General features: G+C 59.4%; 25 protein-coding genes. 14 read left to right on the top strand and 11 right to left on the bottom strand.

Going from position 1 to position 23,555, the window contains the following annotated elements; all coding sequences use genetic code 11:
- A partial coding sequence (locus BI292_RS26855; protein ID WP_157831310.1) for a LysR family transcriptional regulator occupies positions 1-422 on the bottom strand: 422 nt, incomplete at its 3' end.
- 104 nt (positions 423-526) lie between these two features.
- On the opposite strand from BI292_RS26855, the gene BI292_RS26850 reads away from it, so the two are divergent.
- The gene (locus tag BI292_RS26850; RefSeq protein WP_101209776.1) at positions 527-1,720 is read left to right on the top strand and encodes an MFS transporter; all 1,194 of its coding nucleotides are present in this window, start codon (positions 527-529) and stop codon (positions 1,718-1,720) included.
- Here the strand turns inward: BI292_RS26850 and BI292_RS26845 are convergent.
- The 3 genes from BI292_RS26845 to BI292_RS26835 form a co-directional block, all read right to left on the bottom strand.
- Positions 1,665-2,597, bottom strand: a complete 933-nt coding sequence (locus BI292_RS26845; protein ID WP_092271608.1) for a DMT family transporter — start codon at positions 2,595-2,597, stop codon at positions 1,665-1,667. The two genes, BI292_RS26850 and BI292_RS26845, sit on opposite strands and share 56 nt — an antisense overlap.
- A 170-nt stretch (positions 2,598-2,767) precedes the next feature.
- Positions 2,768-3,160: a DUF2177 family protein gene (locus tag BI292_RS26840; protein ID WP_101209775.1), complete on the bottom strand. Its 393-nt coding sequence runs from the start codon at positions 3,158-3,160 to the stop codon at positions 2,768-2,770.
- Positions 3,161-3,238: 78 nt separating this feature from the next.
- Positions 3,239-4,075: a S1 RNA-binding domain-containing protein gene (locus BI292_RS26835; RefSeq protein WP_101209774.1), complete on the bottom strand. Its 837-nt coding sequence runs from the start codon at positions 4,073-4,075 to the stop codon at positions 3,239-3,241.
- A 351-nt stretch (positions 4,076-4,426) separates the two neighbouring features.
- Between BI292_RS26835 and BI292_RS26830 the strand changes: the two genes are divergently transcribed.
- From BI292_RS26830 to BI292_RS26820, 3 genes are all read left to right on the top strand, one after another.
- Complete coding sequence (locus BI292_RS26830) at positions 4,427-4,615, top strand: hypothetical protein (RefSeq protein ID WP_017337097.1); 189 nt, start codon at positions 4,427-4,429, stop codon at positions 4,613-4,615.
- A gap of 240 nt (positions 4,616-4,855) precedes the next feature.
- Positions 4,856-5,575, top strand: coding sequence for a TorF family putative porin (locus tag BI292_RS26825; protein WP_101209773.1), 720 nt, complete (start codon positions 4,856-4,858; stop codon positions 5,573-5,575).
- 77 nt (positions 5,576-5,652) lie between these two features.
- Positions 5,653-6,522 (top strand): DUF6279 family lipoprotein, encoded by an 870-nt coding sequence (locus tag BI292_RS26820; protein WP_101209772.1) that lies wholly within the window; start codon positions 5,653-5,655, stop codon positions 6,520-6,522.
- 122 nt (positions 6,523-6,644) lie between these two features.
- On the opposite strand, the gene BI292_RS26815 is transcribed toward BI292_RS26820, so the two are convergent.
- On the bottom strand, positions 6,645-7,040 hold the full coding sequence (locus BI292_RS26815; protein ID WP_101209771.1) for a transcriptional regulator: 396 nt from the start codon (positions 7,038-7,040) through the stop codon (positions 6,645-6,647).
- A 174-nt stretch (positions 7,041-7,214) separates the two neighbouring features.
- On the opposite strand from BI292_RS26815, the gene BI292_RS26810 reads away from it, so the two are divergent.
- Positions 7,215-7,949 carry a thioredoxin family protein gene (locus BI292_RS26810; protein ID WP_101209770.1) on the top strand — a complete coding sequence of 245 codons (735 nt, stop codon included), beginning with the start codon at positions 7,215-7,217 and terminating at the stop codon, positions 7,947-7,949.
- Positions 7,950-8,042: 93 nt separating this feature from the next.
- Here the strand turns inward: BI292_RS26810 and BI292_RS26805 are convergent, their stop codons facing one another.
- A complete protein-coding gene (locus BI292_RS26805) occupies positions 8,043-8,951 on the bottom strand; it encodes a LysR family transcriptional regulator (protein ID WP_101209769.1) in 909 nt (302 codons plus the stop codon).
- 181 nt (positions 8,952-9,132) lie between these two features.
- Between BI292_RS26805 and BI292_RS26800 the strand changes: the two genes are divergently transcribed.
- The 3 genes from BI292_RS26800 (at position 9,133) to BI292_RS26790 (ending at position 10,805) form a co-directional block, all read left to right on the top strand.
- Positions 9,133-9,408, top strand: a complete 276-nt coding sequence (locus BI292_RS26800) for a hypothetical protein (RefSeq protein WP_092271623.1) — start codon at positions 9,133-9,135, stop codon at positions 9,406-9,408.
- Positions 9,409-9,608: 200 nt separating this feature from the next.
- Positions 9,609-10,193, top strand: coding sequence for a papain-like cysteine protease family protein (locus tag BI292_RS26795; protein ID WP_092271624.1), 585 nt, complete (start codon positions 9,609-9,611; stop codon positions 10,191-10,193).
- A gap of 12 nt (positions 10,194-10,205) precedes the next feature.
- Positions 10,206-10,805 (top strand): hypothetical protein, encoded by a 600-nt coding sequence (locus tag BI292_RS26790; RefSeq protein ID WP_101209768.1) that lies wholly within the window; start codon positions 10,206-10,208, stop codon positions 10,803-10,805.
- Between the two features lie 241 nt (positions 10,806-11,046).
- On the opposite strand, the gene BI292_RS26785 is transcribed toward BI292_RS26790, so the two are convergent.
- Complete coding sequence (locus BI292_RS26785; protein ID WP_092271626.1) at positions 11,047-12,393, bottom strand: DEAD/DEAH box helicase; 1,347 nt, start codon at positions 12,391-12,393, stop codon at positions 11,047-11,049.
- A 193-nt stretch (positions 12,394-12,586) separates the two neighbouring features.
- Here BI292_RS26785 and BI292_RS26780 point away from each other — a divergent pair, with 193 nt between their 5' ends.
- Positions 12,587-13,885, top strand: a complete 1,299-nt coding sequence (locus BI292_RS26780; protein ID WP_092271627.1) for a mechanosensitive ion channel family protein — start codon at positions 12,587-12,589, stop codon at positions 13,883-13,885.
- A gap of 108 nt (positions 13,886-13,993) precedes the next feature.
- Here BI292_RS26780 and BI292_RS26775 read toward each other — a convergent pair whose 3' ends face one another.
- The 3 genes from BI292_RS26775 to BI292_RS26765 form a co-directional block, all read right to left on the bottom strand.
- Complete coding sequence (locus BI292_RS26775) at positions 13,994-14,860, bottom strand: carboxylate/amino acid/amine transporter (RefSeq protein ID WP_101209767.1); 867 nt, start codon at positions 14,858-14,860, stop codon at positions 13,994-13,996.
- Between the two features lie 220 nt (positions 14,861-15,080).
- Complete coding sequence (locus tag BI292_RS26770; protein ID WP_101209766.1) at positions 15,081-15,680, bottom strand: FMN-dependent NADH-azoreductase; 600 nt, start codon at positions 15,678-15,680, stop codon at positions 15,081-15,083.
- A gap of 302 nt (positions 15,681-15,982) precedes the next feature.
- Positions 15,983-16,312 carry a 3-phosphoglycerate kinase gene (locus BI292_RS26765; RefSeq protein WP_092271634.1) on the bottom strand — a complete coding sequence of 110 codons (330 nt, stop codon included), beginning with the start codon at positions 16,310-16,312 and terminating at the stop codon, positions 15,983-15,985.
- A 49-nt stretch (positions 16,313-16,361) separates the two neighbouring features.
- Here BI292_RS26765 and BI292_RS26760 point away from each other — a divergent pair, with 49 nt between their 5' ends.
- The 4 genes from BI292_RS26760 to BI292_RS26745 all read left to right on the top strand — a co-directional run bounded on the left by BI292_RS26760 (position 16,362) and on the right by BI292_RS26745 (position 20,584).
- On the top strand, positions 16,362-17,285 hold the full coding sequence (locus BI292_RS26760; RefSeq protein ID WP_101209765.1) for a LysR family transcriptional regulator: 924 nt from the start codon (positions 16,362-16,364) through the stop codon (positions 17,283-17,285).
- A 14-nt stretch (positions 17,286-17,299) separates the two neighbouring features.
- A complete protein-coding gene (locus tag BI292_RS26755) occupies positions 17,300-18,103 on the top strand; it encodes an alpha/beta fold hydrolase (protein WP_101209764.1) in 804 nt (267 codons plus the stop codon).
- Positions 18,104-18,106: 3 nt separating this feature from the next.
- Positions 18,107-18,664 (top strand): peptidylprolyl isomerase, encoded by a 558-nt coding sequence (locus BI292_RS26750; RefSeq protein ID WP_092271643.1) that lies wholly within the window; start codon positions 18,107-18,109, stop codon positions 18,662-18,664.
- Between the two features lie 87 nt (positions 18,665-18,751).
- Positions 18,752-20,584, top strand: a complete 1,833-nt coding sequence (locus tag BI292_RS26745; protein WP_101209763.1) for an ABC transporter ATP-binding protein — start codon at positions 18,752-18,754, stop codon at positions 20,582-20,584.
- 133 nt (positions 20,585-20,717) lie between these two features.
- Here the strand turns inward: BI292_RS26745 and BI292_RS26735 are convergent, their stop codons facing one another.
- Entirely contained in the window at positions 20,718-21,842 is a 1,125-nt protein-coding gene (locus BI292_RS26735; protein WP_101209762.1) for a GNAT family N-acetyltransferase, read from the bottom strand.
- 284 nt (positions 21,843-22,126) lie between these two features.
- On the opposite strand from BI292_RS26735, the gene BI292_RS26730 reads away from it, so the two are divergent.
- Complete coding sequence (locus tag BI292_RS26730) at positions 22,127-23,416, top strand: putative porin (protein WP_092271652.1); 1,290 nt, start codon at positions 22,127-22,129, stop codon at positions 23,414-23,416.
- Positions 23,417-23,555 lie beyond the last annotated feature (139 nt).

The raw sequence follows: 23,555 nt of genomic DNA, 5'->3' as shown, positions 1-23,555 counted from the left end.
GCATCGAGGCGCCCGGTGAGCAAACCTTCAAGCAATTCGCCGCTGGGGCCGGACTGCACTTGCAGGTTCACCGCCGGATAAGTGCGGTGATAACGCGCGAGCAATCCCGGCAGGTGAATCGCCGCCGTGCTGTACATGGTGCCGAGCACAAAGTCGCCGGCCGGTTGCCCGCCCTGCACCGCCGCGCTGGCTTCGTCATGCAAGGCAAACAGCTTGGCGGTGTAATCCAGCAAGACTTTTCCTGCAGGTGACAGCTGCAAACGCTGACGCTCCCGGAGGAAAAGCTCTACGCCGAGCTGCTCTTCCAGTTGTTTAAGGCGCGTCGACAGATTCGACGGCACTCGGTGCAGGCGTTCGGCGGCGCGGGTGATCGAGCCTTCCTGAGCCACTGCCTGAAAGATCCGCAATTGGCTGAATTCCACGACCCTCTCCAAATCAGAACAAGTTGCTCACTATTATTCATTTTTAAAGAAAGTCAATCAGTCCTAGCCTGACGGTCATCGATCCAATTGCAGGAGTGCCGACCATGAGTCCGCTGATTCGCTTATCCGCCAGCTTCATAGCACTGATGATGGCCATGGGCATCGGGCGTTTCGCCCTTACGCCGCAACTGCCGCACTTGCTCAGCGAAGGTCAAATTGACCTGACCGCCGCTGGTCTGATTGCTGCGGCCAACTACCTCGGCTACTTCGTGGGTGCGGTGGACGCGATGTTTGCGCGGCGTCACCACCACGTGAGGCTGCGACTGCTCGGCGGCTTGTGGTTGTGCGTGTTGCTGACGCTGGCATCGTTCTGGGCCGACGGCTTTTGGTCGCACCTTGTTTTGCGTTTCGGCACCGGCGTGGCCAGCGCCTGGGTGCTGGTGATGATCACGGCGTTAAGCCAGCCGTTAGCCGCTGCGGCTGGCCGTCCTCGGTTGGGCGCGCTGGTATTCGCCGGACCGGGTCTGGGGATTTTTCTCACAGGTTTGTTGGCATTGGGCTCACACCTGCTGGGGCAAACGTCCGCCACTTTGTGGTTGGTGTATGCCGCCGTCGCGCTGGTCATGCTGTTGGGCATTTTGCCGTTCCTGCCGCAACCTGCTGCCACAGTCAGCTCGGCACCGACCGTCAGCACTGCGGGCAATCAAGGCATTGCTCGCCTCGGGGTGATCTACGCGCTGTACGGTTTGGGCTACATCATCCCGGCGACCTTTCTCTCGCAGATGGCCAACGCGCAGTTCAGTGGCCAGCTCAATGGGCAGTGGATGGCGGACTTGTTCTGGCCGTGCTTCGGCCTCGCCGCGGCGATTGGCGTTGTACTCGTCAGTCTTCGTCGGCACAACCCGAATGCCACGCGGCACTGGCTGATGGCGACGTTGTGGCTGCAAGGATTCGGGGTATTTGCCTGCTTGTTGGGCAGCGGCCTGGGCCTCGCGCTGGGCGTGATCCTTTGCGGCGGGCCGTTCCTGGCGTGCATGCAACTGGTGATGCAACGCTCGCGGGAATTGGCGCCGCACGCCACCCAACGCAACGCCGGATTGCTCACCGCATGCTTTGCCCTGGGTCAGCTCGCCGGGCCGTTGCTCGCCGCCATCAGCAGCCATTTCAGCGGTGGTTTGCAACCAGCCCTGGTAGTCGCCGGCAGCGGCTTGTTGATTGCCGGCGGCTTGTCGCTGAGCCCGCTCAGTTCTGGCCGAGGGCTTTGCGCAAACGACGGCGCACCCACTGCTCAGCGCTGACAAATGTGATGCCGAGCAGCACCAGCACCGCGCCGATCACAAAGTTAAGGCTTAACTCTTCGCCCAGCAGCACCACGCCAAACGTGACGCCGAACAACGGCGTCATGAACGAAAACACCGCCAGGTTCGCCGCAAGATAACGGCGCAGCAACCAGAACCAGGTCAGGTAACTGAAGAACGACACCACCAGCCCCTGGAACAGCACGCTGGCCACCGCCACGGTGGTCAGGCTGACGTGGGTGACTTGGCCGCTGAGCACCGCGATCAGCAACAGGCCGACAAAACCGACGATCAATTGATAGAACAAGGTCAGCGTTACCGGCGCTTCCGACAGGCGTGAGGCCCGCACCACCACGGTGGTCGCGCCCCACGCCGCGCCGGCCAGTACGCCCAACGCATCGCCGAGCAACATGCGCCGGTCGAGGTTGTCCCACGACACGCCGCCAGCGAACGCGATAGCGATCCCGATAAACGCGAGCACAATCCCCAGCCATTGCACCGGGCGCAAACGCTCACTCGGCAGCAACCAATGCACGCCCAGCGCGGTGAAAATCGGCGCGGTATAGAGGAACACCGACATGTGCGCGGCCGTCGTCAGCTGCAGGCCTTCGGAAATAAACAGGAACTCCAGGCCGAACAGCCCGCCGGCGAGTAGTCCACCGCGCCAGGTATGGCTGACTTGATCCCAACCACCCTTCCAGCAGATGAGAATTCCTACAAGCAACGCGGAAATTCCCGAGCGCCCGGCGGCTTGCATAACCGGCGCGATGTCCGGCGCCGCCCATTTGATCATCACTTGCTGAACGCCCCAGATCAGGCACAGCCCGAGCATCACTTGCAGGGCAAAGCCATCGGCGCTACGCCTTGTAACGCTCACCGGAACACCTCGACAACACAATCCATGGCAGTCACTCGACAGTCAAAACAAAGCCCCGGCGTGCCTGTTGACCAGGCATCGCCGGGGCGAAAAATGTGTGCTGCCGATTATTAACCAGTTGGCCGGAAAAAGCCGCCTGCAAGCACTGCCGTTGTCGCGCGCAAGATGGCTTACAGCGCTTTTCGCGCAAGCCAATATCCGGCAACGCAAGCAAGACAAGTTGCCAACGTGCCCCAAGCCATGTCCATCAGCGCCAGTTGCGCGGGCCAGCCATTCAACGTCGCCCAGTTGGTCAAGTCATACGTGCCGTACGCCACCAGCCCCAACAATGCGCCGAGCCGCGCCGCGCGTTGCCAGCTCTGCGCCGGCAACACGACAAACATCACGCAACCGACGATATACAACAGATAGAACGCCGCTGCCGGGGCCAGCAGCGGTTGTTCGAGCATCAGCGAACCGAGCAGCGCGTGATAGGTCGGCGCCATCAATACGCCAAGCCAGAGGCCGTCGAGCAGCAGAAACGCCAGCAGGGTGCCGACGTAAGCGAACAGGATTTTTTTCATCAGACCGACCTCAAGTGAACACCGGCGCGGGAGCAGCGTTTTACTGCTCCGGCATGTTCTACATGGGCCGGTGCGAGGTCAGCTTAGTTCAATGCGATCCGCGTGAATGACGATCTGGCCGTTCTTGTACAACGCGCCGATGGCCTTCTTGAAGTTGCCTTTGCTGACCCCGAACATGCTGCTGATCAGGGTCGGATCGCTCTTGTCGCTGATCGGCAGCGTGCCGTTGTTGTCGCGCAACTTGGCGAGGATCTTCGAGTTCAGGCTGGTGGCGGCTTCTTCGCCAACCGGTTGCAGGCTCAGGCTGATCTTGCCGTCGCTGCGCACTTCCTTGATAAAGCCCTTTTCTTCTTTACCGGCGCGCATGAACTTGAAGATTTCGTTCTTGTGGATCAAGCCCCAGTGCTTGTTGTTGATGATGGCCTTGAAGCCCATGTCGGTCGCTTCGGCCACCAGCAAATCAACTTCCTGACCCGGCGTGTAGTTGGCCGGCGTCTTGTCCAGGTAACGATCGAGGCGCGCAGTCGCGGTGATGCGGCGGGTGTGCTTGTCGAGGTAGACGTGCACGACCACGTACTCGCCCGCGGTCATCTGGCGTTTTTCTTCGGAGTACGGCAGCAACAGGTCCTTCGGCAAACCCCAATCGAGGAACACGCCGATGCTGTTGACTTCAACGACTTTCAAACTGGCGAATTCACCGACTTGAACTTTCGGTGTTTCGGTAGTTGCGATAAGTTTGTCATCGCTGTCCAGATAAACAAAAACGTTGAGCCAATCTTCATCTTCGCTGGGAATATCTTTGGGGATATAACGATTCGGCAGCAGGATTTCGCCATCCGCGCCGCCGTCCAGATATAAACCGAAGTTAGTGTGTTTAACCACTTGCAAACTGTTGTAGCGCCCGACTAAAGCCATTTCCAATACCCTCATTGCGAGGGCGGCATTCTACCCGGTTTTGCGAGCTGCGTTCGCCACCCGGCCCGGTGGCGCGAGAAAATCCTCTGCAAGCCTTTATTTTGCTGGGCTGCTCGAAGGTGATACGGCCGCTCGTCCGACGGGTTGCTCGGTCCTCATCGATATCTGCTGCTGCGCAGGCACCATGCGAATCGCGTTGTTGTTATTTAAAACAGCAGGTTAGGCGGATATTTCGAACAATAATTTGCGAATAATCGAGCAATAGCCTCGGTTATTTCAGGGGGATATTTGCCAAGCAATTGTCAAGTATTTCCTGTACTATGCCTGGCCAAGTTAATTTTCTACAGGTTAATGGCCGCCATGCGTGTAAAAGCATCCAACAGCAAAGCAAAGCCAGCCCCAGCCGTTGAAACCAGCGAATCGATCAACAATCAGATCGCTGCTTTCCTCAAGTCTGGTGGCGAGATCCAGCAAATTGCCAAAGGCGTCAGCGGCCAGACATTCGGCCCGTCCAAGCAAATCACGCTCGGCAAAAAGTAAGGCCTGCTTCAACTGGTCCATAAGCGCTTTGAGCTTCGAAGCGCTTGGACTGGAACCTCCCCGCAACACTTCTGATCCACTCCCGAAACGCCCTCCGCACCCCGCGCAAAAAACCTCAATATTGCAAAAATCGACGAACGGCCTTCGATGCCGAGCATTCGCCGGTATGCTTGCACACGTCTAGATCAAGCGTTTCAGTAGGTTTTTGGTTCCTGCTCCTCGCTGTTCATGGAGTGATGCATGCTCAAACCCTCTTATCTATTGCTCGGCAGCCTCCTCTTGTCGTGTTCGTCAGCCAGCGCGCAAATCTTCCAGCGCGAATTGGGTGACTTCGATCTGAAATTGGGCACCACCCCCAGCCGCAGCATGGCCCAAGGGCTGGTGAAGCCCGCCGCCACCGGTTCATTCCACGGCGGCCTCGACCTCAGCCACGACAGCGGTTTCTACGTCGGCCAGTGGTCACCGAGCGCCGGTCTGAATCCGGGCAGCAACCTTGAAATCGATTCCTATATGGGTTTCAAGCAGCCTTTCGACCGCACCCTCGGCTACGAAGTCGGCATGATCCAATACAGCTACCCGAAAGTGGATACGCTCGACAGCCAGGAGCTGTTCGGCGGCCTGACTTTTCTCGGCAGCCGCTTCGGCGCGGCGTTCAGCAACGATCCCGACAAACAGAACAGCACGGTCTTCGCCGACCTCGGTGGCAACCAGCCGTTCGGCATCGGCATCAGCATGAAATACACCACCCACCAACTGAACACGCCGGTCTCGGTCGACAGTGGTTCGATCAGCAGCTTTACCGACTGGTCGCTGCAATTGTCCCGCGCCTTCATGGGCGTCGACCTCGACTTGATCTACAGCGACTCCAACCTCAGCGGCAGCGATTGTTCGGCCTATTCCGGGCACAACAGTCAGTGCGACGGGCTGGTCACGTTGAAGGCTGAACGCGCCTTTTATTGATCGGCTTGAACTGCCGGGCTTATCTTGCGTTCTGATAGACAACCCCTCAGAAGCCAGGCTTTCGCAAGGACTCGACCATGTCGTGCTGGTTCAAACGCGTCGCCCTCCTCCTCATCATCAGCCTCGCCCTCGGCGCGTGCAGCCGCGTTGGCCTGGCTTACCGCAACCTTGACGTGATCATTCCGTGGACGCTCGGCGACTACCTGGACATGAGCGGCGAGCAAAAAGGCTGGTTCAACGAGCGCCTCAAGGAACACCTGAGTTGGCATTGCACCACGCAACTCCCCGGTTATCTGGATTGGCTCGACCGGTTGCAGGCAATGGTCGAGGCCAACCAGGTCACCGACGAGGCGCTCAAGACGCGCACTCAGGAAGCCAAACAGGCGATTGCGCAGACGGCCAAGGAAATTACCCCGTCGGCCATTCAATTGCTGAAGGGCCTGGATGATCAGCAAGTCGCGGAAATGAACGAGGCGTTTGCCAAGGACCAGCGCAAGCGTCAGGAGGAATACCTCAAGCCGTCGCTCGCGCAGCAGATCAAGGAACGCAGCGAACGCATGAACAAGCGCCTGAACGACTGGCTTGGACCGCTCAGCCCGACTCAGCAGCAGCGTGTAAGCGCGTGGTCGAACGCCTTGGGTGATCAGAATCAGCAATGGATCGCCAACCGCGCCCATTGGCAGAACCAGTTCAGCGCAGCCGTGGCGCAGCGCCAAAGTGCAGAATTCCCACAACGAATCGAGACGCTTCTGGTCAATCGCGAGAGTTTATGGACACCGGCTTACCGGCAGGCCTACGACAACACCGAAGCACAAGCGCGCAGCTTGCTGGTGGATTTGATGGCCGAGAGCACGCCGGAACAGCGCCAGCGCCTGTTGAAGAAGATCGAAGGTGTGAGAAAAGACTTCAACGATCTGAGATGCCTGAAAGCCGCCAAGCAAAGCTAAACCGAACGCAGATCAAATGCAGGAAGGAGCCTGCTCGCGGTAGCGGGATAACATTCGAAGCTACTGTCGAATGTCACTCCGCTATCGCGAGCAGGCTCACTCCTGCATGGGTTTTGTGGTGATCAGGCGATTTGCGCTTTCGATGCGACTTCGTCAAACGTCAGCTCATCCAGCGCATCTTCCTGTTCATCCAGCACTTGGCGTGGATGGTCGTTACCCGGAATGCTGCTGTCGATCAGGCTGAGCAGACTCGAGCCACGCGGCGTCAATTTGTAGTTGGAACCAGTGCCACCCTCGTCTTCCGGCAGAGACTCGATAAAACCCCGTTCCAGCAGTAACTTTTCGTACTCGCCGGCCACCGCTTTAAGGTGATCAAGGTTCTCGGCTGGCGCACCGTCCTCTTCATTTGCCTTGGCAGCGGCGTGATCCTCGGCATAAGCCCGTGGGGCGAAGCTGCTGTCAGCGTGCTGCACTTCGTGCAACAAGCGCTCGATCAAATCCCAGTTATAAGTCGTCATCCTTTCAACCTCCAAGCCAGAGTGTGTGATGGCCTTCATTGGTTGTGACCCGCGCGGCCGGCAGCCGTTCAGCCGGGTTTTCGAGCAGTGCCGACCGGTGGTATGTCGAAATCCGCGCACCTCAGACGACTAGGCTGTGTAAGTGAACGCCCCACACTGCGCAGGAGAAATCCGATGAACATGCAGAATCATCCCGTGGTATCGCGGGAAGAATGGAATGCCGCCCGTAAGCAACACCTGGCCGACGAAAAAGCCTTCACCAAAGAACGCGACCGGCTCAGCGCCGAACGACGCGCCCTGCCCTGGGTCAAGATCGACAAGGATTACCACTTTCAGGGCCCCAACGGCGAACTGAAACTCACCGATCTGTTCGGCGACCACAGCCAACTGGTGATCTATCACTTCATGTTCGCCAAGGGCTGGGACGAAGGCTGTGACGGTTGCTCGTTCCTCTCTGACCACATCGACGGCGCCAATTTGCATCTGGCCCATCATGACGTCGCAGTGGTGGCGGTTTCCCACGCACCGTTCGCCGAATTCCAGGCTTTCAAGCGTCGTATGGGCTGGAAGTTCGACTGGCTGTCGTCAGAAGGTTGCGACTTCAACTACGACTTTGGCGTCTCCGCCCGGGCCGAGGATGTCGCGGCGGGAAAGGCTACGTACAACTACGAAAAATCCGACTGGACCGAGGAAGAACTCCCCGGGCTGAGCGTGTTTTATCGCAACGAAAGTGGCGACATTTTTCACACCTACTCAACCTATGCACGCGGTCTGGACCTGCTGGTCGGCGCATACAACTACCTCGACCTGACGCCGAAGGGCCGTAACGAGGAGGAAATCATGGAGTGGGTGAAACACCATGACAAATATGACGGACAGAACTCGTCCAGTTGCTGCCATAAAAAGTGATCACCCATCCGCTCCAATGTGGGAACGAGCCTGCTCACGGGCATTCAACATCGCAGCGCTGGTAGGCCGTGCAGGCTCTCTCCCACAGGCGGATCAAGAATCCGGCCGCAGCGGCTTCTTCACAAAATCCACAAACGCCTGCAACGCCGCCTCCGTCTGCCGTTGCTTGGGGTAATACAAGTAAAACCCGGGAAAGGCCGGCGTCCATTCCGCCAGCAAATGCACCAGCCGCCCGGAAGTGATGTGCTCGCGCACCTGATGCTCGAACAGGTAGGCAATGCCCGCCCCTGCCAGCACCACGCGGGTGAGCATTTCCGGCTCGGTGACCTCCAACGGACCATTGATCGAAATCGCCAGCCGTTCGCCGTCGCGCTCGAAATCCCAGGGATAAAGACTGCCGCCGCTGGCTTCGCGGAAAGACAGGCACTGATGCTCGCTCAAATCGTGAGGCGTGTGCGGCGTGCCGAACTGCTCGAGATAGGCCGGTGAGGCGACCACCATCATTTCCAAGTGGCCGCTGAGCTCCAAGGCGATCAGGTCGTCGTCGGGACTTTCCCCGAGCCGAATGCCGAGATCAAAACCACCGCCCGCCACGTCCACCGGGCGTTCGTCCGTGACGATGTCGAGGCTCACACCCGGATACGTATTGAGGAACGGCCCCAGCAACGGCGCCAGATAGTGCACCGCCGCCACCCTCGGCGCGTTGATGCGCAAACGTCCACTGGGCGGCGCACCGGGCGTCTGCGCAATGCCGGCCAGCGCCGCGTCCACTTCGTTGAGTGCCGGTTGCAAGCGCAACAACAGCCGCGCGCCGGCATCGCTGGGCGAGACGCTGCGCGTGGTGCGATTGAGCAAACGCACGTCGAGGCGCTCTTCGAGCTGGCGGATGGTCTGGCTCAGGGCCGACGCCGACATGCCGAGATGAGCGGCCGCCCGCACGAAACTGCCATGCTCGACCACCGCTACGAAAGCCCGTAGCTGGGCGTATTCACTGCCGCGCATTATGTATGGGCTCCTTAATGATTGGCGTCGATACTAACGCGTTATTGAAAGAATGCGGACGGTTGATTGTGCGAGAGCATTCAGCTCTACTCGCCGTGCCGATGCCAACAAGCTGAACTTTTCATGCCATTTCACCCTCAACCGAATAACCCGCCCGACACGGAACCCCGAGGCCTCGCCGATGAAAACCTTACTCAAACTGACACTCGCCGCCACCCTCGCCTGCGCCTTGCCCGCCTGGGCCTGCACGCCTGAAGAAGCCACGATCAAACGTGAGCAATTGGCCAAGGAAGTGACCAAGCTCACTCAGCAGAACCCTGAGAAAGCCAAAGAGATCAACGACGAATTGCAGAAGATGGATCTCGGCACCGCCAGCGCCGATCTACCGGACAAGTGCCAGTTGATCGATCAGCGCCTGAAAGAGTTGGGGACTGCCGAGAAGAAGGCCGACAGCTAACAGCCAGATCACAAAAGCAGCCTCAGGCAGATGCTTCAGGCTGCATTTTTTTGCGCATGATTTTGCATTAATGCATTTTTATGTTTGCGTTAACGCATATTACATCCTAATGTTACTTCGAGCCCGCCATCAGCGGCTCAGCAAAATCGCAACACCATCACAAGCTGGAGCTTGTTTTTTCTCTCATGGAGGATTGAAAAATGTTAACCACTGAAGCAACGCAATTCACCGGCGAAACCCTGCCAAGGTGCCTGCTCGATCACTTGCTCGACGCGCAACTGGTCGACGCCAAATCGGCAGCACCGCTCAACGCGCAGGCCGCCGCCAGCCTCAACTTCACGATGCAGCAACAAACGCAAAGCAACTGGTGCTGGGCCGCAGTGTCGGCGTCGGTCGGCAACTATTACGGCACCGGGTCGTGGACGCAATGCGGTGTGGCGAGCGCTAACCTGGATCGCAATTGCTGCAATCAACCGGGCCCGTGCAACGTCTATGGCTATCTCGATTCGGCGCTGCGCACCACGCGCAGTTTCAACGGGATGAATCAGGGCTCGCTGCAGATGTCGGCGATTCAGAACCAGATCAACATGGGCCGACCGATTGGTCTGCGCTGTGCCTGGTACGGCGGTGGCGCGCACTTCCTGACGATCTACGGGACCAACGGCAACTACCTGTTGATCGCCGATTCGATCTACGGCTATTCGACGCGCGCGCTGAATTCGTTCCCCGGTTCGTATAACGGCGGCGGCAACTGGACCAACACTTACTTCACCGCGAAAAACTAGGAGGGCGAGATCATGCAACTGACTTATCCAAAGGCGCCTTCCAACGGCGTGCAAACATTACGCCCAGCGCTGCAAGCGGCGCTGCACACCAACGGTTTCGGGGTTAACCGCCAGTTTGCCAATGCGACCGCGAGCAAGATCAGCCTCAGCGAGGCCTATCGCGGTTACTCGCTGAGTCTGGAGGACTTGAGCCACGGCAAAGGTCTGCAAGATGCCAAGGTCGGCGACTGGCATTACCTGGTGTTCGCTGACGGCGTGACGATTGCCGATGCGCAACTGGCGGACGTGCACGGCCACGTTGAGTTCGCCTCGCTGAACCACGGGGCCATCGCGGCCGCCACGGTTGGCGCGCTGAAACTGGCGGAACAGTCGGCGCAATTGCAGGGTAAAACCGTCGAATTGCGTGTGCTGTTTGTCTCGGCGATTCATCTGGTGGCGATCTGGCTGCATGCCGACGGTGAAGATGTGCTGATCCCGATTGAGCCGACGCCGAAGGAATTGGCGGTCACTCAGTTGTACAGCGAAGCGGCGCTGCTGGCGTTGCTCAAACCGGCGGCTGATCGGGCCAAGCAGGGTTTTGATGCTGACAGCAGTGGTTTGCTCGGGAGCTGATAAACGTTGGGTATAAAAAAACCCGGACATTGTCCGGGTTTTTTATTGGGTCAGCAGGCGTTGCACTGAACCTGTGGTGCGCAAGCTTTTGTGGTGAGGGGGCTTGCCCCCGTTGGGTTGTGTAGCGAGCCTGAACAAAAAACGGGAGCGCTTCGCACTCCAACGGGGGCAAGCCCCCTCGCCACAGCAAGCCCCCTCGCCACAGCAAGCCCCCTCACCACAGCAGGTCCTTGCCTCAGGTTTACTCAGCAGCAGGCGCTTCCGGCTTGCGGCGCTTTAGCGGGGCCATGCCGTCCTTGCTCACTAGCGACAGCGCGTCGGTTTTCGGGCGGTTGGCGATTTTGCGTTTGGTCGGGGCCTTGGCGCCGGTTTTCTTCTTGTCGCCTTTTGCGTCGACTTTTTTCTTCTTCACGCCAACGGCTTTGCCCGAGGCCTTGACCTTTTTCGGTCCGCCGTAGGTGCCTTTGACTTCCTTGATGGTGCGGCGCTCGAAGCTCTGCTTGAGGTAGCGCTCGACGCTCGACATCAGGTTCCAGTCGCCGTGGCAGATCAGCGAGATCGCCAGGCCATCGTTGCCGGCACGCCCGGTACGACCGATACGGTGTACGTATTCGTCGCCGCTGCGTGGCATGTCGAAGTTGATCACCAGGTCCAGGCCTTCCACGTCGAGGCCGCGCGCGGCGACGTCGGTGGCAACGAGGATTTTCACGCCGCCCTGCTTCAGACGGTCGATCGCCAGTTTGCGATCCTTCTGGTCCTTGTCACCGTGCAGCACGAACGCCTTGTATTCCTGCGCCACCAAACGGCCGTAGATGCGGTCGGCCATGGCCCGGGTGTTGGTGAACACGATGGCCTTCTGATAGGTCTCGTTGGCCAACAGCCAGTTGACGATCTGTTCTTTGTGCTGGTTGTGGTCAGCGGTAATGATCTGCTGACGGGTGGTCGCGTTCAGGTCGCTGACGTTGTTGAGCTGCAAGTGTTCAGGGTTGTTCAGGACGTTGGCGACCATCTCGCGCAGGCCCGAACCGCCAGTGGTGGCGGAGAACAGCATGGTCTGCTGGCGATTGGTGCACTCTGCCACCAGACGTTGCACGTCTTCGGCAAAACCCATGTCGAGCATGCGGTCGGCTTCGTCGAGGACCAGCACTTCAACTTCTTTCAAGTCGAGGTTGCCAGCGTTCAGTTGCTCGATCATCCGCCCCGGCGTACCGATGAGGATGTCCGGCACCTTGCGCAGCATGGCGGCCTGGACCTTGAAGTCTTCACCGCCGGTGATCAGGCCGGACTTGATGAAGGTGAACTGGGCGAAGCGTTCGACTTCCTTGATGGTCTGCTGGGCCAGCTCGCGGGTCGGCAGCAGGATCAGCGTCTTGATGCTGACGCGGACTTTGGCCGGGCCGATCAAGCGGTTGAGGATCGGCAAAACGAACGCAGCGGTTTTGCCGCTGCCGGTTTGCGCTGTCACCCGCAGGTCACGCCCTTGCAGCGCCAGCGGAATAGCCGCTGCTTGCACAGGCGTTGGCTCGACAAATTTAAGCTCGGCCACAGCTTTTAGCAGGCGTTCGTGCAGGGCGAAATCGGAAAACACGGGTGCTACCTCGAAGAAATACAAAAAAACAGCTGCATAGGTTACCGGTTTCGAGCGCGCAGGCCGAGTTTCTTTATGCAAACGACAGTAAACAGTGGCTTTTTTGTTGCCCGATGAGTCTCCAAACGTCATCCGCAGCGTCTTAAATGCTCTAATCGCCCCGACGCAACCCACAGAAGAACCGTTTTCACCCATGGATATCAAACAGCTCTGGCTCAATGCCCAAGACCTTTGGGGCGCCCTCGACCGGCATCCGCTCCTGCATTCCAGCCTGGCGCTGATGCTGCTGCTGATCGTCGCGCTGGTCCTCGGACGAGTGGCGCGCTACCTGATGCTGCACGCGACCAAGATGCTCGGCCGCCAACCGGCGCTGCACTGGGTCAACGACCTGCGGCACAACAAGGTGTTTCATCGGCTGGCGCAAATGACGCCGTCGCTGGTGATCCAGTTCGGCCTCTATCTGGTGCCGGAACTGAGCAAAACCAGCCTGATTTTCCTCGGCAATGTCGCGTTGGCCTTCACCATTCTGTTCCTGCTGCTGGCGGCGAGCGCCCTGCTCAGTGCGCTGCTGGACATCTACGCGCGCACCGAACACGCGCGCACCCGCTCGATCAAAGGCTACGTGCAGCTGACGAAAATGGTCTTGTACGTGCTCGGCGCGATCATCATTGTCGCGACGCTGATCGACCGGTCGCCGCTGCTGTTGCTCTCGGGTCTGGGCGCGATGTCGGCGGTGATTTTGTTGGTCTATAAGGACACGCTGCTGTCGTTCGTCGCCAGTGTGCAGCTGACCAGCAACGACATGCTGCGGGTCGGCGACTGGATCGAGATGCCGCAAGTCGGCGCCGACGGTGATGTGGTGGACATCACGTTGCACACAGTCAAAGTGCAGAACTTCGATAAAACCATTGTCTCGATTCCGACTTGGCGGCTGATGTCCGAGTCGTTCAAAAACTGGCGCGGGATGCAGCAGTCCGGCGGGCGGCGGATCAAGCGCAGCGTGTTTATCGACGCCAGCGGCGTGCGATTTGTCCGCGATGACGAAGAGTTGAAGCTGTCGCAGGTGCATCTGTTGACCGACTACATCGGCCGCAAACAAGCCGAGCTCAAGGCATGGAACGAAGCCCAGGGCAACGTTGCGGCAATGTCGGCCAATCGGCGGCGGATGACCAATATCGGCACGTTCCGCGCTTATGCCTTGGCGTATCTGAAGAGTCATCCGGAGATCCAGCCGAACATGACCTGCATGGTCCGCCAGATGCAAACCACGGCGCAGGGCATTCCGCTGGAAATCTACTGTTTCACCCGCACCACGGTGTGGGCGGATTACGAGCGGATTCAGGGCGATATTTTCGATTATCTGCTGGCGGTGCTGCCGGAGTTTGGCTTGAACCTGTATCAGCAGCCGAGTGGCGGTGATTTAAGGGCCGGGTTGCTGCCGGCGGTGCTGGGTGCGAGCCACATTCCGGAGCCGGAAAAACACCTGATGTAGCACCACATATTCCCTTGTAGGAGTGAGCCTGCTCGCGATAGGGGTGTGTCAGCCGATGAAGATGCCGACTGACACTCAGCCATCGCGAGCAGGCTCACTCCTACAGGTTTAGTGGGCGGCCAAAGGTCTGCGGATACCCAACCGACTGATCCACACCGCCATCAGAATCACCGAGCCTCCGAGAAACAGTCGCCCCAGCTCTTCGTGCTGATTCCAGATCAGCAGATTGATCAGCAAACCCACCGGCACGTGCAGGTTGTTCATCACCGCCAGCGTCCCGCCGTTCACCAGGCACGCGCCTTTGTTCCACCAATACAAACCCAGCGCCGTCGAAACCAACCCGAGGAACACCAGCACGCCCCATTGCAGCGGCGCTTCGGGCAAGAAATTCTGTTTGCCGAACAGCAGGAACGCCGGCAACGCCACCGCCAATGCGCCGAGGTAGAAATAGCCAAAGCGTCGGTAATGCGGCAGGTCGCTCGGATGCCGCGCGACCAAGTGTTTATAGAGCACTTGCCCGGCGGCGTAGGTGAAGTTGGCCAGTTGCAGCAACAGAAAACCCATGAAGAAGTCCGGGTTGATGCGGTCGTAACGAATCACCGCCGCGCCGGCCACGGCCACCAGCGCGGCGACCAGCGCCCACGGGTTGAAGCGGCGGTTCAGTGCGTCTTCGATCAGCGTCACGTGCAACGGCGTGAGGATGGTGAACAGCAAGACTTCCGGCACCGTCAGCACGCGAAAACTCAGGTACAGGCAGACGTAGGTCACGCCGAACTGCAACGCGCCGATCAGCAACATGCCGCGCATGAACGCCGGCTCGACCGAGCGCCAGCGCGTCAGTGGAATAAACACCAGCCCCGCCAGCACCACTCGCACCAGCACCGCGAAGTAACTGTCGACGTGCCCGGCCAGGTATTCGCCGATCAGGCTGAAGGAAAACGCCTGGATCAGCGTGACAAAAAGTAGATAGCCCATGCTCGCCTCGTTTTGAATGGCGGCGACGATAGCGGGTTTTGTCATCAACCGCGAGAACACGCAAATCCCGGGCAAAAAAAAGCCCGATCTCGCTAATGCGTTCAATCGGGCTACAGCACTCATGAGCAACAAGTGCAAAGGGAGGTCGATGCGCGTAAAGCCTTGAAGGGGTTGCGCCAGGTCACTTGAACAGCCAGCGATTATCTGGCGATTAAAAACCTCAAGCGACTTGGGAAAGCTTGGCGTTGGCCTGGTTCAAGCCCTTCTCCTGGAAGTCGCCGCCCAGGTTCATGCCCTCGGCGTGAATAAACGTGACGTCGTGGATGCCGATGAAACCCATGACCTGGCGCAGGTACGGTTCCTGGTGATCCGCCGGGCCGCCAGCGTAGATGCCGCCGCGAGCGGTCAACACGTAAGCGCGTTTGTTGGTGAGCAGGCCTTGCGGGCCAGTGTCGGTGTACTTGAACGTCACGCCGGCCCGCAGCACGTGGTCGAGCCACGCTTTGAGAGTGCTCGGGATCGCGAAGTTGTACATCGGCGCGGCCATTACCAACACGTCGGCAGCGAGCAATTCATCGGTCAATTGGTTGGAGCGGTCCAGCGAAGCCTGTTCGACGTCGTTGCGCTGGTCCGCCGCTTTCATCCAGCCGCCAAGCAGGTTGCTGTCGAGGTGCGGCACCGGATTGATGGCCAAGTCACGAACAGTGATCTGATCGGCCGGGTGCGCAGCTTTCCACTGGCTGATGAAGGTCTGGGTCAGTTGACGCGAAACCGAATCTTGCTGACGGGCGCTGCTTTCGATGATCAGAACGTTGGACATGGCTTGTAGGCTCCATCTGAGAATGCTGTAAGGCGATGGAGTGGAGATTAAACAGAGTCATATCGATGAAAAAGCGCAAATAACTGCTATAACGCATCGATAAATTCGTTTATAAGCTCATCAAGCGATGCATCAATCAACTTTTGTGGCGAGGGGGCTTGCCCCCGTTCGGCTGCGAAGCGGTCGTATTACAGCCATCGCGGTTTAGATGAAACACTGCGGTGGATGTTTTGGGGCCGCTTCGCGACCCAACGGGGGCATGCCCCCTCGCCACATCAGCCTCGCGCCTACAGGGATTTATCTTATTTCGGGGTGCAGGTCAGCGTGATGCGCATCTTGATGATTTCGCGGGTGAACTTGGCAGTCGCGTTTTTATGTTTGCCGGCGAGTACTTCGATGGTGCGGGTGCGCGGTGCTTCCGGTCCATTGTTGAACACCACCCGGCAGGTCGCGTCGGTGTTGCCGTAGTTATTGACCTGAATGGAGGCGATGTCGTTGTCCGTGTCGAAGGCGTTGTAATCGATGCTCAGGCCATTGAGCTGTTTGCTGACATCGATCGGATAGGCCTGCGCGGTCAGCGGCAACAGCGCCAACAAGACACAACCCGACACCCCATAACAGAATTTTTTCATTCGGCAGTCTCCAATAAGGACCGCCAGCTTAGGACAAGAGGAGCTCATCATGAAAGCGCCCCGCGTGACGCTTGATCAATGGCGAACATTGCAAGCCGTGGTCGACCACGGCGGTTTCGCCCAGGCCGCCGAAGCGCTGCATCGCTCGCAATCGTCTGTCAGCTACACCGTCGCCCGCATGCAGGACCAACTCGGCGTGCCGCTGTTGCGCATCGACGGCCGCAAAGCCGTGCTTACCGAGGCCGGCGGCGTGTTGCTGCGGCGCTCGCGACAACTGGTCAAACAGGCCAGCCAACTCGAAGACCTCGCCCATCACATGGAGCAAGGCTGGGAAGCGGAAGTGCGTCTGGTGGTCGATGCTGCCTACCCGAGCGCGCGCCTGGTGCGCGCCCTCACCGCGTTCATGCCGCAAAGCCGTGGCTGCCGCGTGCGCCTGCGCGAAGAGGTGTTGTCGGGCGTGGAAGAAGTGTTGCTCGAAGGCGTGGCCGATCTGGCCATCACCGGTTTCAGCATCCCCGGTTACCTCGGCGCGGAGCTCAGCGACGTTGAATTCGTCGCTGTCGCGCACCCCGATCACGCCTTGCACCGCTTGAACCGCGAACTGAGTTTTCAGGACCTCGAAACCCAGATGCAAGTGGTCATCCGCGACTCCGGCCGCCAGCAGCCACGCGACGTCGGCTGGCTCGGCGCCGAACAGCGCTGGACCGTCGGCAGCCTCGCCACCGCCGCCACGTTTGTCAGCAACGGCCTGGGGTTTGCCTGGTTGCCACGGCACATGGTCGAACGCGAATTGAAGGACGGCACGCTCAAGCTGCTACCGTTGGACCAGGGCGGCAGCCGTAATCCGAGTTTTTACCTGTATTCGAACAAGGACAAACCCCTCGGCCCGGCGACGCAGATTCTCATCGACCTGCTGCGCACCTTCGATACCGCGCCGCTGGATGCACCTTTCGCCGCACCAGAACAAGCCTGACACGGAGCAATTGCATGGCCTATTTCGAACACGAAGGTTGCAATCTGCACTACGAGGAATATGGCCACGGCGCTCCATTGCTGCTGGTCCACGGGCTGGGTTCGAGCACGCTGGACTGGGAAATGCAGATCCCGGCGCTCGCCACCCGCTACCGGGTGATCGTCCCGGACGTGCGCGGCCACGGTCGCTCGGACAAGCCCCGCGAGCGCTACAGCATCGCCGGGTTCAGCGCCGACCTGATCGCGCTGATCGACCACCTCAACCTCGGCCCGACGCATTACGTCGGCCTGTCGATGGGGGGAATGATCGGTTTTCAACTGGCCACCGATCAGCCGCAACTGCTCAAAAGCCTGTGCATCGTCAACAGCGCACCCGAGGTCAAATTGCGCAGTCGCGACGATTACTGGCAGTGGTTCAAGCGCTGGAGCCTGATGCGCGTCCTCAGCCTCGGCACCATCGGCAAAGCGCTGGGCGGCAAGTTGTTTCCGAAACCGGAGCAAGCCGATTTGCGTCAGAAAATGGCCGAGCGCTGGGCAAAAAACGCCAAACATGCTTATCTCGCCAGCTTCGATGCCATTGTCGGCTGGGGCGTTCAGGAACGACTTTCGAAGGTCGCCTGTCCAACCCTCATCATTGCCGCCGACCGTGACTACACGCCGGTCGCGCTGAAAGAAACCTATGTAAAACTGCTGCCCGATGCGCGGCTGGTGGTGATCGCCGATTCGCGCCACGCCACCCCGCTGGATCAACCCGAACGCTTCAACCAAACGCTGCTCGAGTTCCTCACCGCAGTCGACACCACCAATCAGGATCACTGACCCATGCTGAAAAAAATCGCCCTCGTCGCCGGCTCCGTTCTGTTCGCCGCCAACCTGATGGCCGCCACGCCCGCCAAAGCCCCGCATGTGCTGCTGGAAACCACCAATGGCCAGATCGAAATCGAACTGGACGCGGTCAAGGCACCGATCAGTACCAAGAACTTTCTTGATTACGTGAACAGCGGCTTCTACAACAACACGATTTTCCACCGCGTGATCCCGGGCTTCATGGTTCAGGGCGGCGGGTTCACCCAACAGATGCAACAGAAAGACACCAAAGCGCCGATCAAGAACGAATCGAAAAACGGTTTGCATAACGTCCGTGGCACCTTGTCGATGGCCCGCACTTCGAACCCGGATTCGGCCACCAGCCAATTCTTCGTCAACGTCAAAGACAACGACTTCCTCGACACCGGCGATGGTTATGCGGTGTTCGGCAAAGTCGTCAAAGGCATGGACGTTGTCGACATCATCGTCAACACGCCGACCACCACTCGCGGCGGCATGAAAGACGTTCCTGCCGATCCTGTGTTCATCAAGTCGGCCAAAGTCATCGACTGACCTGCACAGGGAATGTGAGCCGCCGCCGGTGTTTGCCGGCGGCGCTCATCGTGTTTAAAGGAGAGCCCCAGCGCGGGCGGAGAACCAATGCTTTATCGCCGTTTTGAAAAACTGATCGACATCTTCCGCGACGCACCGACGGCAGCCCCGCCGGATCGGGTTCTCCCCTTCTATACCTATTACCTGAAGCAGGTCTGGCCGAGTTTCGCCGCCCTGCTGATCGTCGGCCTGATTGGCGCGTTGATCGAAGTGGCGCTGTTCAGTTACCTGAGCCGCATCATCGACCTGACGCAAGGCACGCCGAACGTCAATTTCTTCCAGGAACACGGCATCGAACTGGCCTGGATGGCAGTGGTTGCGCTGCTGTTTCGGCCGATCTTTGTCGGCCTGCACGACTTGCTGGTGCATCAGACCCTGAGCCCCGGCATGACCAGCCTGATCCGCTGGCAGAACCACAGTTACGTGCTCAAGCAGAGCCTGAATTTCTTCCAGAACGACTTCGCCGGGCGCATCGCCCAGCGCATCATGCAAACCGGCAACTCGCTGCGCGATTCGGCGGTGCAAGCGGTGGACGCGTTGTGGCACGTGCTGATCTACGCGATCAGCTCGCTGGTGTTGTTCGCCGAGGCCGACTGGCGCCTGATGATCCCGCTGCTGAGCTGGATCGCCGCGTACATCGGCGCGCTGTGCTACTTCGTGCCACGGGTCAAGGAACGCTCGGTGGTGTCCTCCGATGCGCGCTCCAAACTGATGGGGCGGATCGTCGACGGCTACACCAACATCACCACGCTGAAGCTGTTCGCCCACACCAATTTCGAGCAGCAATACGCCCGCGAAGCGATCGAAGAACAAACCGAAAAAGCCCAATTGGCGGGTCGCGTCGTGACCAGCATGGACGTGGTCATCACCAGCATGAACGGCTTGCTGATCGTCGGCACGACCGGCCTGGCGCTGTGGCTGTGGACGCAGTCGCTGATCTCGGTCGGCGCGATTGCCCTGGCCACCGGCCTGGTGATTCGCATCGTCAACATGTCCGGCTGGATCATGTGGGTGGTCAACGGCATTTTCGAAAACATCGGCATGGTTCAGGACGGTTTGCAGACCATCGCCCAGCCGGTCAGCGTCACCGATCGCCCGCAGGCCAAGCCGCTGGCAGTGGCGCGCGGCGAGGTGCGTTTCGAGGACGTGGATTTCCACTACGGCAAGAAGAGCGGGATCATCGGCGGCCTCAACCTGACGATCAAACCCGGCGAGAAAATCGGCTTGATCGGCCCGTCCGGCGCCGGCAAATCGACCTTGGTCAACCTGCTGCTGCGCCTGTATGACGTGCAGGGCGGGCAGATCCTGATCGACGGCCAGAACATCGCCGAGGTCGCCCAGGAAAGCCTGCGCGAGCGCATCGGCATGATCACCCAGGACACCTCGCTGCTGCACCGCTCGATCCGCGACAATCTTCTTTACGGCAAACCTGATGCAACCGACGCCGAACTCTGGGAAGCCGCGCACAAGGCGCGCGCCGACGAGTTCATCCCGTTGCTTTCGGACGCCGAAGGTCGCAGCGGTTTTGACGCGCACGTCGGTGAACGCGGGGTGAAACTCTCCGGCGGCCAGCGTCAGCGCATCGCCATTGCGCGGGTGCTGCTCAAGGACGCGCCGATCCTGATCATGGACGAAGCCACGTCAGCGCTGGACTCGGAAGTCGAAGCGGCGATTCAGGAAAGCCTGGAAACCCTGATGCAAGGCAAAACCGTGATCGCGATTGCTCACCGACTGTCGACCATCGCGCGCATGGACCGGCTGGTGGTGCTGGAAAACGGCAAGATCGCCGAAACCGGCAGCCACGCCGAACTGCTCGCGCATGGCGGGTTGTACGCGCGGTTGTGGGCGCATCAGACCGGTGGGTTTGTCGGTATCGATTGATTCCGATCAATCACCACTAAACCCTGTAGGAGCGAGCCTGCTCGCGATGGCGTCGAACCGGTCGACAGTTATGTCGACTGACACGGCGCTATCGCGAGCAGGCTCACTCCTGCAAGGGCGATTTGTGGGTTGTTCAACCCTGGCGATACGGCAACGCGGCCCGCGCGGCTTCGGCATACGCCAATACGCCGACGCGCTCCTGTTGCAGGAAATCCTCGACCGCCGCTTTCAGCCCAGGATGCCGCAGGTAGTGCCAGGAATGAGTGATTACCGGCTCAAAGCCGCGTATCAATTTGTGTTCGCCCTGCGCCCCGGCGTCGAAGCGCTGCACACCATGGGCGATCGCGTAGTCCATGCCTTGATAAAAACACGTCTCGAAATGCAGCCGGTCGTACTCCGCCAGGCAGCCCCAGTAACGTCCGTAAAAACTGTCACCCCCGATCAGGCTGAACGCCATCGCCACCGGCCGTGAGCCTTGTTTGGCCAGCACCACGCGAATCGCTTCGGGCATGCGCTCGGCCAGCAGGCTGAAGAATTCCCGCGTCAGATAAGGCGCTTGCCTACGCACCGCGTAGGTATTGGCGTAGCAGGCATAGACAAAATCCCACTGCGCTTCGCTCAGTTGCGCACCTTCCAGCCATTCAAACTCGATGCCCTGCCCCGCCACCTGCTCGCGTTCCTTGCGCATCTGTTTGCGCTTGCGCGAACTCAGCGCGTCGAGGAAATCCTGGAAATCCCGATAGTCGCGATTCTGCCAGTGGTATTGGCAGCCGATACGTTGCAGCCAACCCGGCTGTTCGGCCAGCGCCGCGTCGGTAAAGGGGTCGGTGAAGTTGACGTGCGCGCTGGAAAGTTCTTCGATTTCCAGATAACCCGGCAGGCTGTTGAGCAACTCAAACCCGTCTTCCAGCGTCGCCGCCAACAGACGCGGGCCGCTGACCGGGCTGAACGGCACGCCGGTCAACAACTTCGGGTAATAGTCGATGCCGGCACGGGCGCAGGCGTCTGCCCAGGCGTGGTCGAATACGTACTCGCCGTAGGAATGCCACTTGCGGTAACTGGGCAACGCCGCGATCAGCCGATCACCCTCGACGTGCAGCAGATGCTCGGGCTGCCAACCGGTGTGCGGGCCGACGCTGCCACTGTCTTCCAGCGCACTCAAAAAAGCGTGGCGCAGAAACGGCTGACGTTCGGGGACCAACGCGTCCCACGTGTGCGGGGCGATTTCAGACAGACTTTCCAGACATTGCAGCGGCATCGGCGTTCTCACCATTTCTGTGCGTGACAGCCCGGCGAGTATCGCCTATCGCCACGCATTGCACACCCCGTGATGCGCCGACAAGGCTCTGCACCGAAGGTTCCAGCGCAGCGCATAACGTCACGCATCTGCCATCACTTTGCCACCGCACTGTAATAATCCATCGCGATACTGGCGCCAGTTTTTAGAGCGTCGGGTTCTACCCGGCCACTGTTTACCGTCCGCCAACGGTCGGTTGTGCCCTTGGATGGCTCAGTCATCCCTTTTCTTCTTCGGAGATTGATATGCGTCTTGCTTCCACGAAAACTGCGGCGGCCCTGTGTGGCGGTCTGTTGCTGGCCATGAGCGTTCCGGCCAGCGCCGCAGTCGACGCCAAATTGCTCGACATGCTCAAGGCAAACGGTTCGATTACCAACGCGCAATACGGCGAGCTGCAAGCCGAACTGGCCAGGGATCAGAAAGACCAGCAAATCGCCCGTCAGGCCCAGCAGGAAACCAACGAGCAAATCGCTGCGACCGCGAAGAAAACCAACGAACTGAGCAGCTTCGACCAGAAACTGGCGTGGGCCGCCAAAACTCAATTCAAGGGCGACGTGCGCTTCCGCCAGGAAACGGTCAAGAACGATGGCGTGTCGAACACCGGCGATCAGGATCGCCAGCGCGTGCGTGTGCGCCTCGGTGCCTACACCGAGATCAACCCGCAAGTCAGCACCGGTATCCGCATCGCCACCGGCAGCGACAACGATTCGCGCTCGACCAACCAGAGCCTGGACAACAACTTCACCAAGAAAGACATCTGGCTCGACCAGGGTTACGTCGATTACCACCCGACTGCGATCAAGGATCTGCACCTGATCGGCGGCAAGATGGCGCAACCGTGGGTCAGCACTGGCGACATCATCTGGGATAGCGACATCAGCCCTGAGGGCCTCGCCGCGACTTATCAGCACGCGTTGGGCCCGGTCGAGCTGTTCGGTAGCGCTGGCCATTACACGCTGAAGGACAACGTCGATGGCGAAGGCAAGCAGTTCCGCCACGACTTGCGCCTGTACGCCGGTCAATTGGGCGCGCGTTTCGCGATCACCGACAACCTGAAAATGACCTTGGGCGGCAGCGTCTACGGTTACGACAATGACGACAACACCACCACGCTGGCGATCAACGGCAACAGCGCTGGCGAAGAATTCAAACTGTACGAAGGTTTCGGCGCACTCGACATTGGCGGCTTGCCAGTGCCGCTGTCGTTGTACGGCCAGATCGTCAACAACAAGGACGCCAGCAACGACCAGGACATGGGTTGGCTGGCCGGTGTGAAAACCAAGTTCTACGGCTTCGGCGTGGACTACAACTACCGCGATGTGCAGCGCAACGCAGTGGTCGGCGCCTTCACCGACTCCGATTTCGCCAACGGTTTCACCGGTTCGCGTGGCAGCAAGGTCAAAGTCAGCTACGAGCTGGACAAGAACTTCTCCCTCGGCGCGACGTATTTCATGGCCAAATCCGACTACACCAACGCCACTGTGCGTGACTCGAAAATCAACACCCTGCAACTGGATGCCGAAGCCAAGTTCTGACATCCGCACCACTCGACTCGGGCAAGGAAGCCCGAGCGTCCTTTACAACTCGCGCTGCACATCGGTCCCCGTCATCCGTCCGATGCGTGGCGCGAGGTTGTTTTTACAAGCCCTTCCCCCAAAAACCCAAATATTTCCA

It is taken from the genome of Pseudomonas sp. 43NM1 (genome assembly GCF_002836905.1).
Taxonomy (GTDB): Bacteria; Pseudomonadota; Gammaproteobacteria; order Pseudomonadales; family Pseudomonadaceae; genus Aquipseudomonas; species Aquipseudomonas prosekii.
This window is presented reverse-complemented; position numbering and strand designations above follow the sequence as displayed.

Excerpts from the sequence above, each read along its gene's own strand:
- BI292_RS26735 (WP_101209762.1), bottom strand. The coding sequence starts at position 21,842 with ATGCCGCTGCAATGTCTGGAAAGTCTGTCTGAAATCGCCCCGCACACG.
- BI292_RS26835 (WP_101209774.1), bottom strand. The coding sequence starts at position 4,075 with ATGGCTTTAGTCGGGCGCTACAACAGTTTGCAAGTGGTTAAACACACT.
- BI292_RS26850 (WP_101209776.1), top strand. The coding sequence starts at position 527 with ATGAGTCCGCTGATTCGCTTATCCGCCAGCTTCATAGCACTGATGATG.
- BI292_RS26730 (WP_092271652.1), top strand. The coding sequence starts at position 22,127 with ATGCGTCTTGCTTCCACGAAAACTGCGGCGGCCCTGTGTGGCGGTCTG.
- BI292_RS26760 (WP_101209765.1), top strand. The coding sequence starts at position 16,362 with ATGAAAGCGCCCCGCGTGACGCTTGATCAATGGCGAACATTGCAAGCC.
- BI292_RS26750 (WP_092271643.1), top strand. The coding sequence starts at position 18,107 with ATGCTGAAAAAAATCGCCCTCGTCGCCGGCTCCGTTCTGTTCGCCGCC.
- BI292_RS26830 (WP_017337097.1), top strand. The coding sequence starts at position 4,427 with ATGGCCGCCATGCGTGTAAAAGCATCCAACAGCAAAGCAAAGCCAGCC.
- BI292_RS26745 (WP_101209763.1), top strand. The coding sequence starts at position 18,752 with ATGCTTTATCGCCGTTTTGAAAAACTGATCGACATCTTCCGCGACGCA.
- BI292_RS26810 (WP_101209770.1), top strand. The coding sequence starts at position 7,215 with ATGAACATGCAGAATCATCCCGTGGTATCGCGGGAAGAATGGAATGCC.
- BI292_RS26840 (WP_101209775.1), bottom strand. The coding sequence starts at position 3,160 with ATGAAAAAAATCCTGTTCGCTTACGTCGGCACCCTGCTGGCGTTTCTG.
- BI292_RS26795 (WP_092271624.1), top strand. The coding sequence starts at position 9,609 with ATGTTAACCACTGAAGCAACGCAATTCACCGGCGAAACCCTGCCAAGG.
- BI292_RS26770 (WP_101209766.1), bottom strand. The coding sequence starts at position 15,680 with ATGTCCAACGTTCTGATCATCGAAAGCAGCGCCCGTCAGCAAGATTCG.
- BI292_RS26765 (WP_092271634.1), bottom strand. The coding sequence starts at position 16,312 with ATGAAAAAATTCTGTTATGGGGTGTCGGGTTGTGTCTTGTTGGCGCTG.
- BI292_RS26800 (WP_092271623.1), top strand. The coding sequence starts at position 9,133 with ATGAAAACCTTACTCAAACTGACACTCGCCGCCACCCTCGCCTGCGCC.
- BI292_RS26790 (WP_101209768.1), top strand. The coding sequence starts at position 10,206 with ATGCAACTGACTTATCCAAAGGCGCCTTCCAACGGCGTGCAAACATTA.
- BI292_RS26820 (WP_101209772.1), top strand. The coding sequence starts at position 5,653 with ATGTCGTGCTGGTTCAAACGCGTCGCCCTCCTCCTCATCATCAGCCTC.
- BI292_RS26780 (WP_092271627.1), top strand. The coding sequence starts at position 12,587 with ATGGATATCAAACAGCTCTGGCTCAATGCCCAAGACCTTTGGGGCGCC.
- BI292_RS26775 (WP_101209767.1), bottom strand. The coding sequence starts at position 14,860 with ATGGGCTATCTACTTTTTGTCACGCTGATCCAGGCGTTTTCCTTCAGC.
- BI292_RS26805 (WP_101209769.1), bottom strand. The coding sequence starts at position 8,951 with ATGCGCGGCAGTGAATACGCCCAGCTACGGGCTTTCGTAGCGGTGGTC.
- BI292_RS26755 (WP_101209764.1), top strand. The coding sequence starts at position 17,300 with ATGGCCTATTTCGAACACGAAGGTTGCAATCTGCACTACGAGGAATAT.
- BI292_RS26815 (WP_101209771.1), bottom strand. The coding sequence starts at position 7,040 with ATGACGACTTATAACTGGGATTTGATCGAGCGCTTGTTGCACGAAGTG.
- BI292_RS26825 (WP_101209773.1), top strand. The coding sequence starts at position 4,856 with ATGCTCAAACCCTCTTATCTATTGCTCGGCAGCCTCCTCTTGTCGTGT.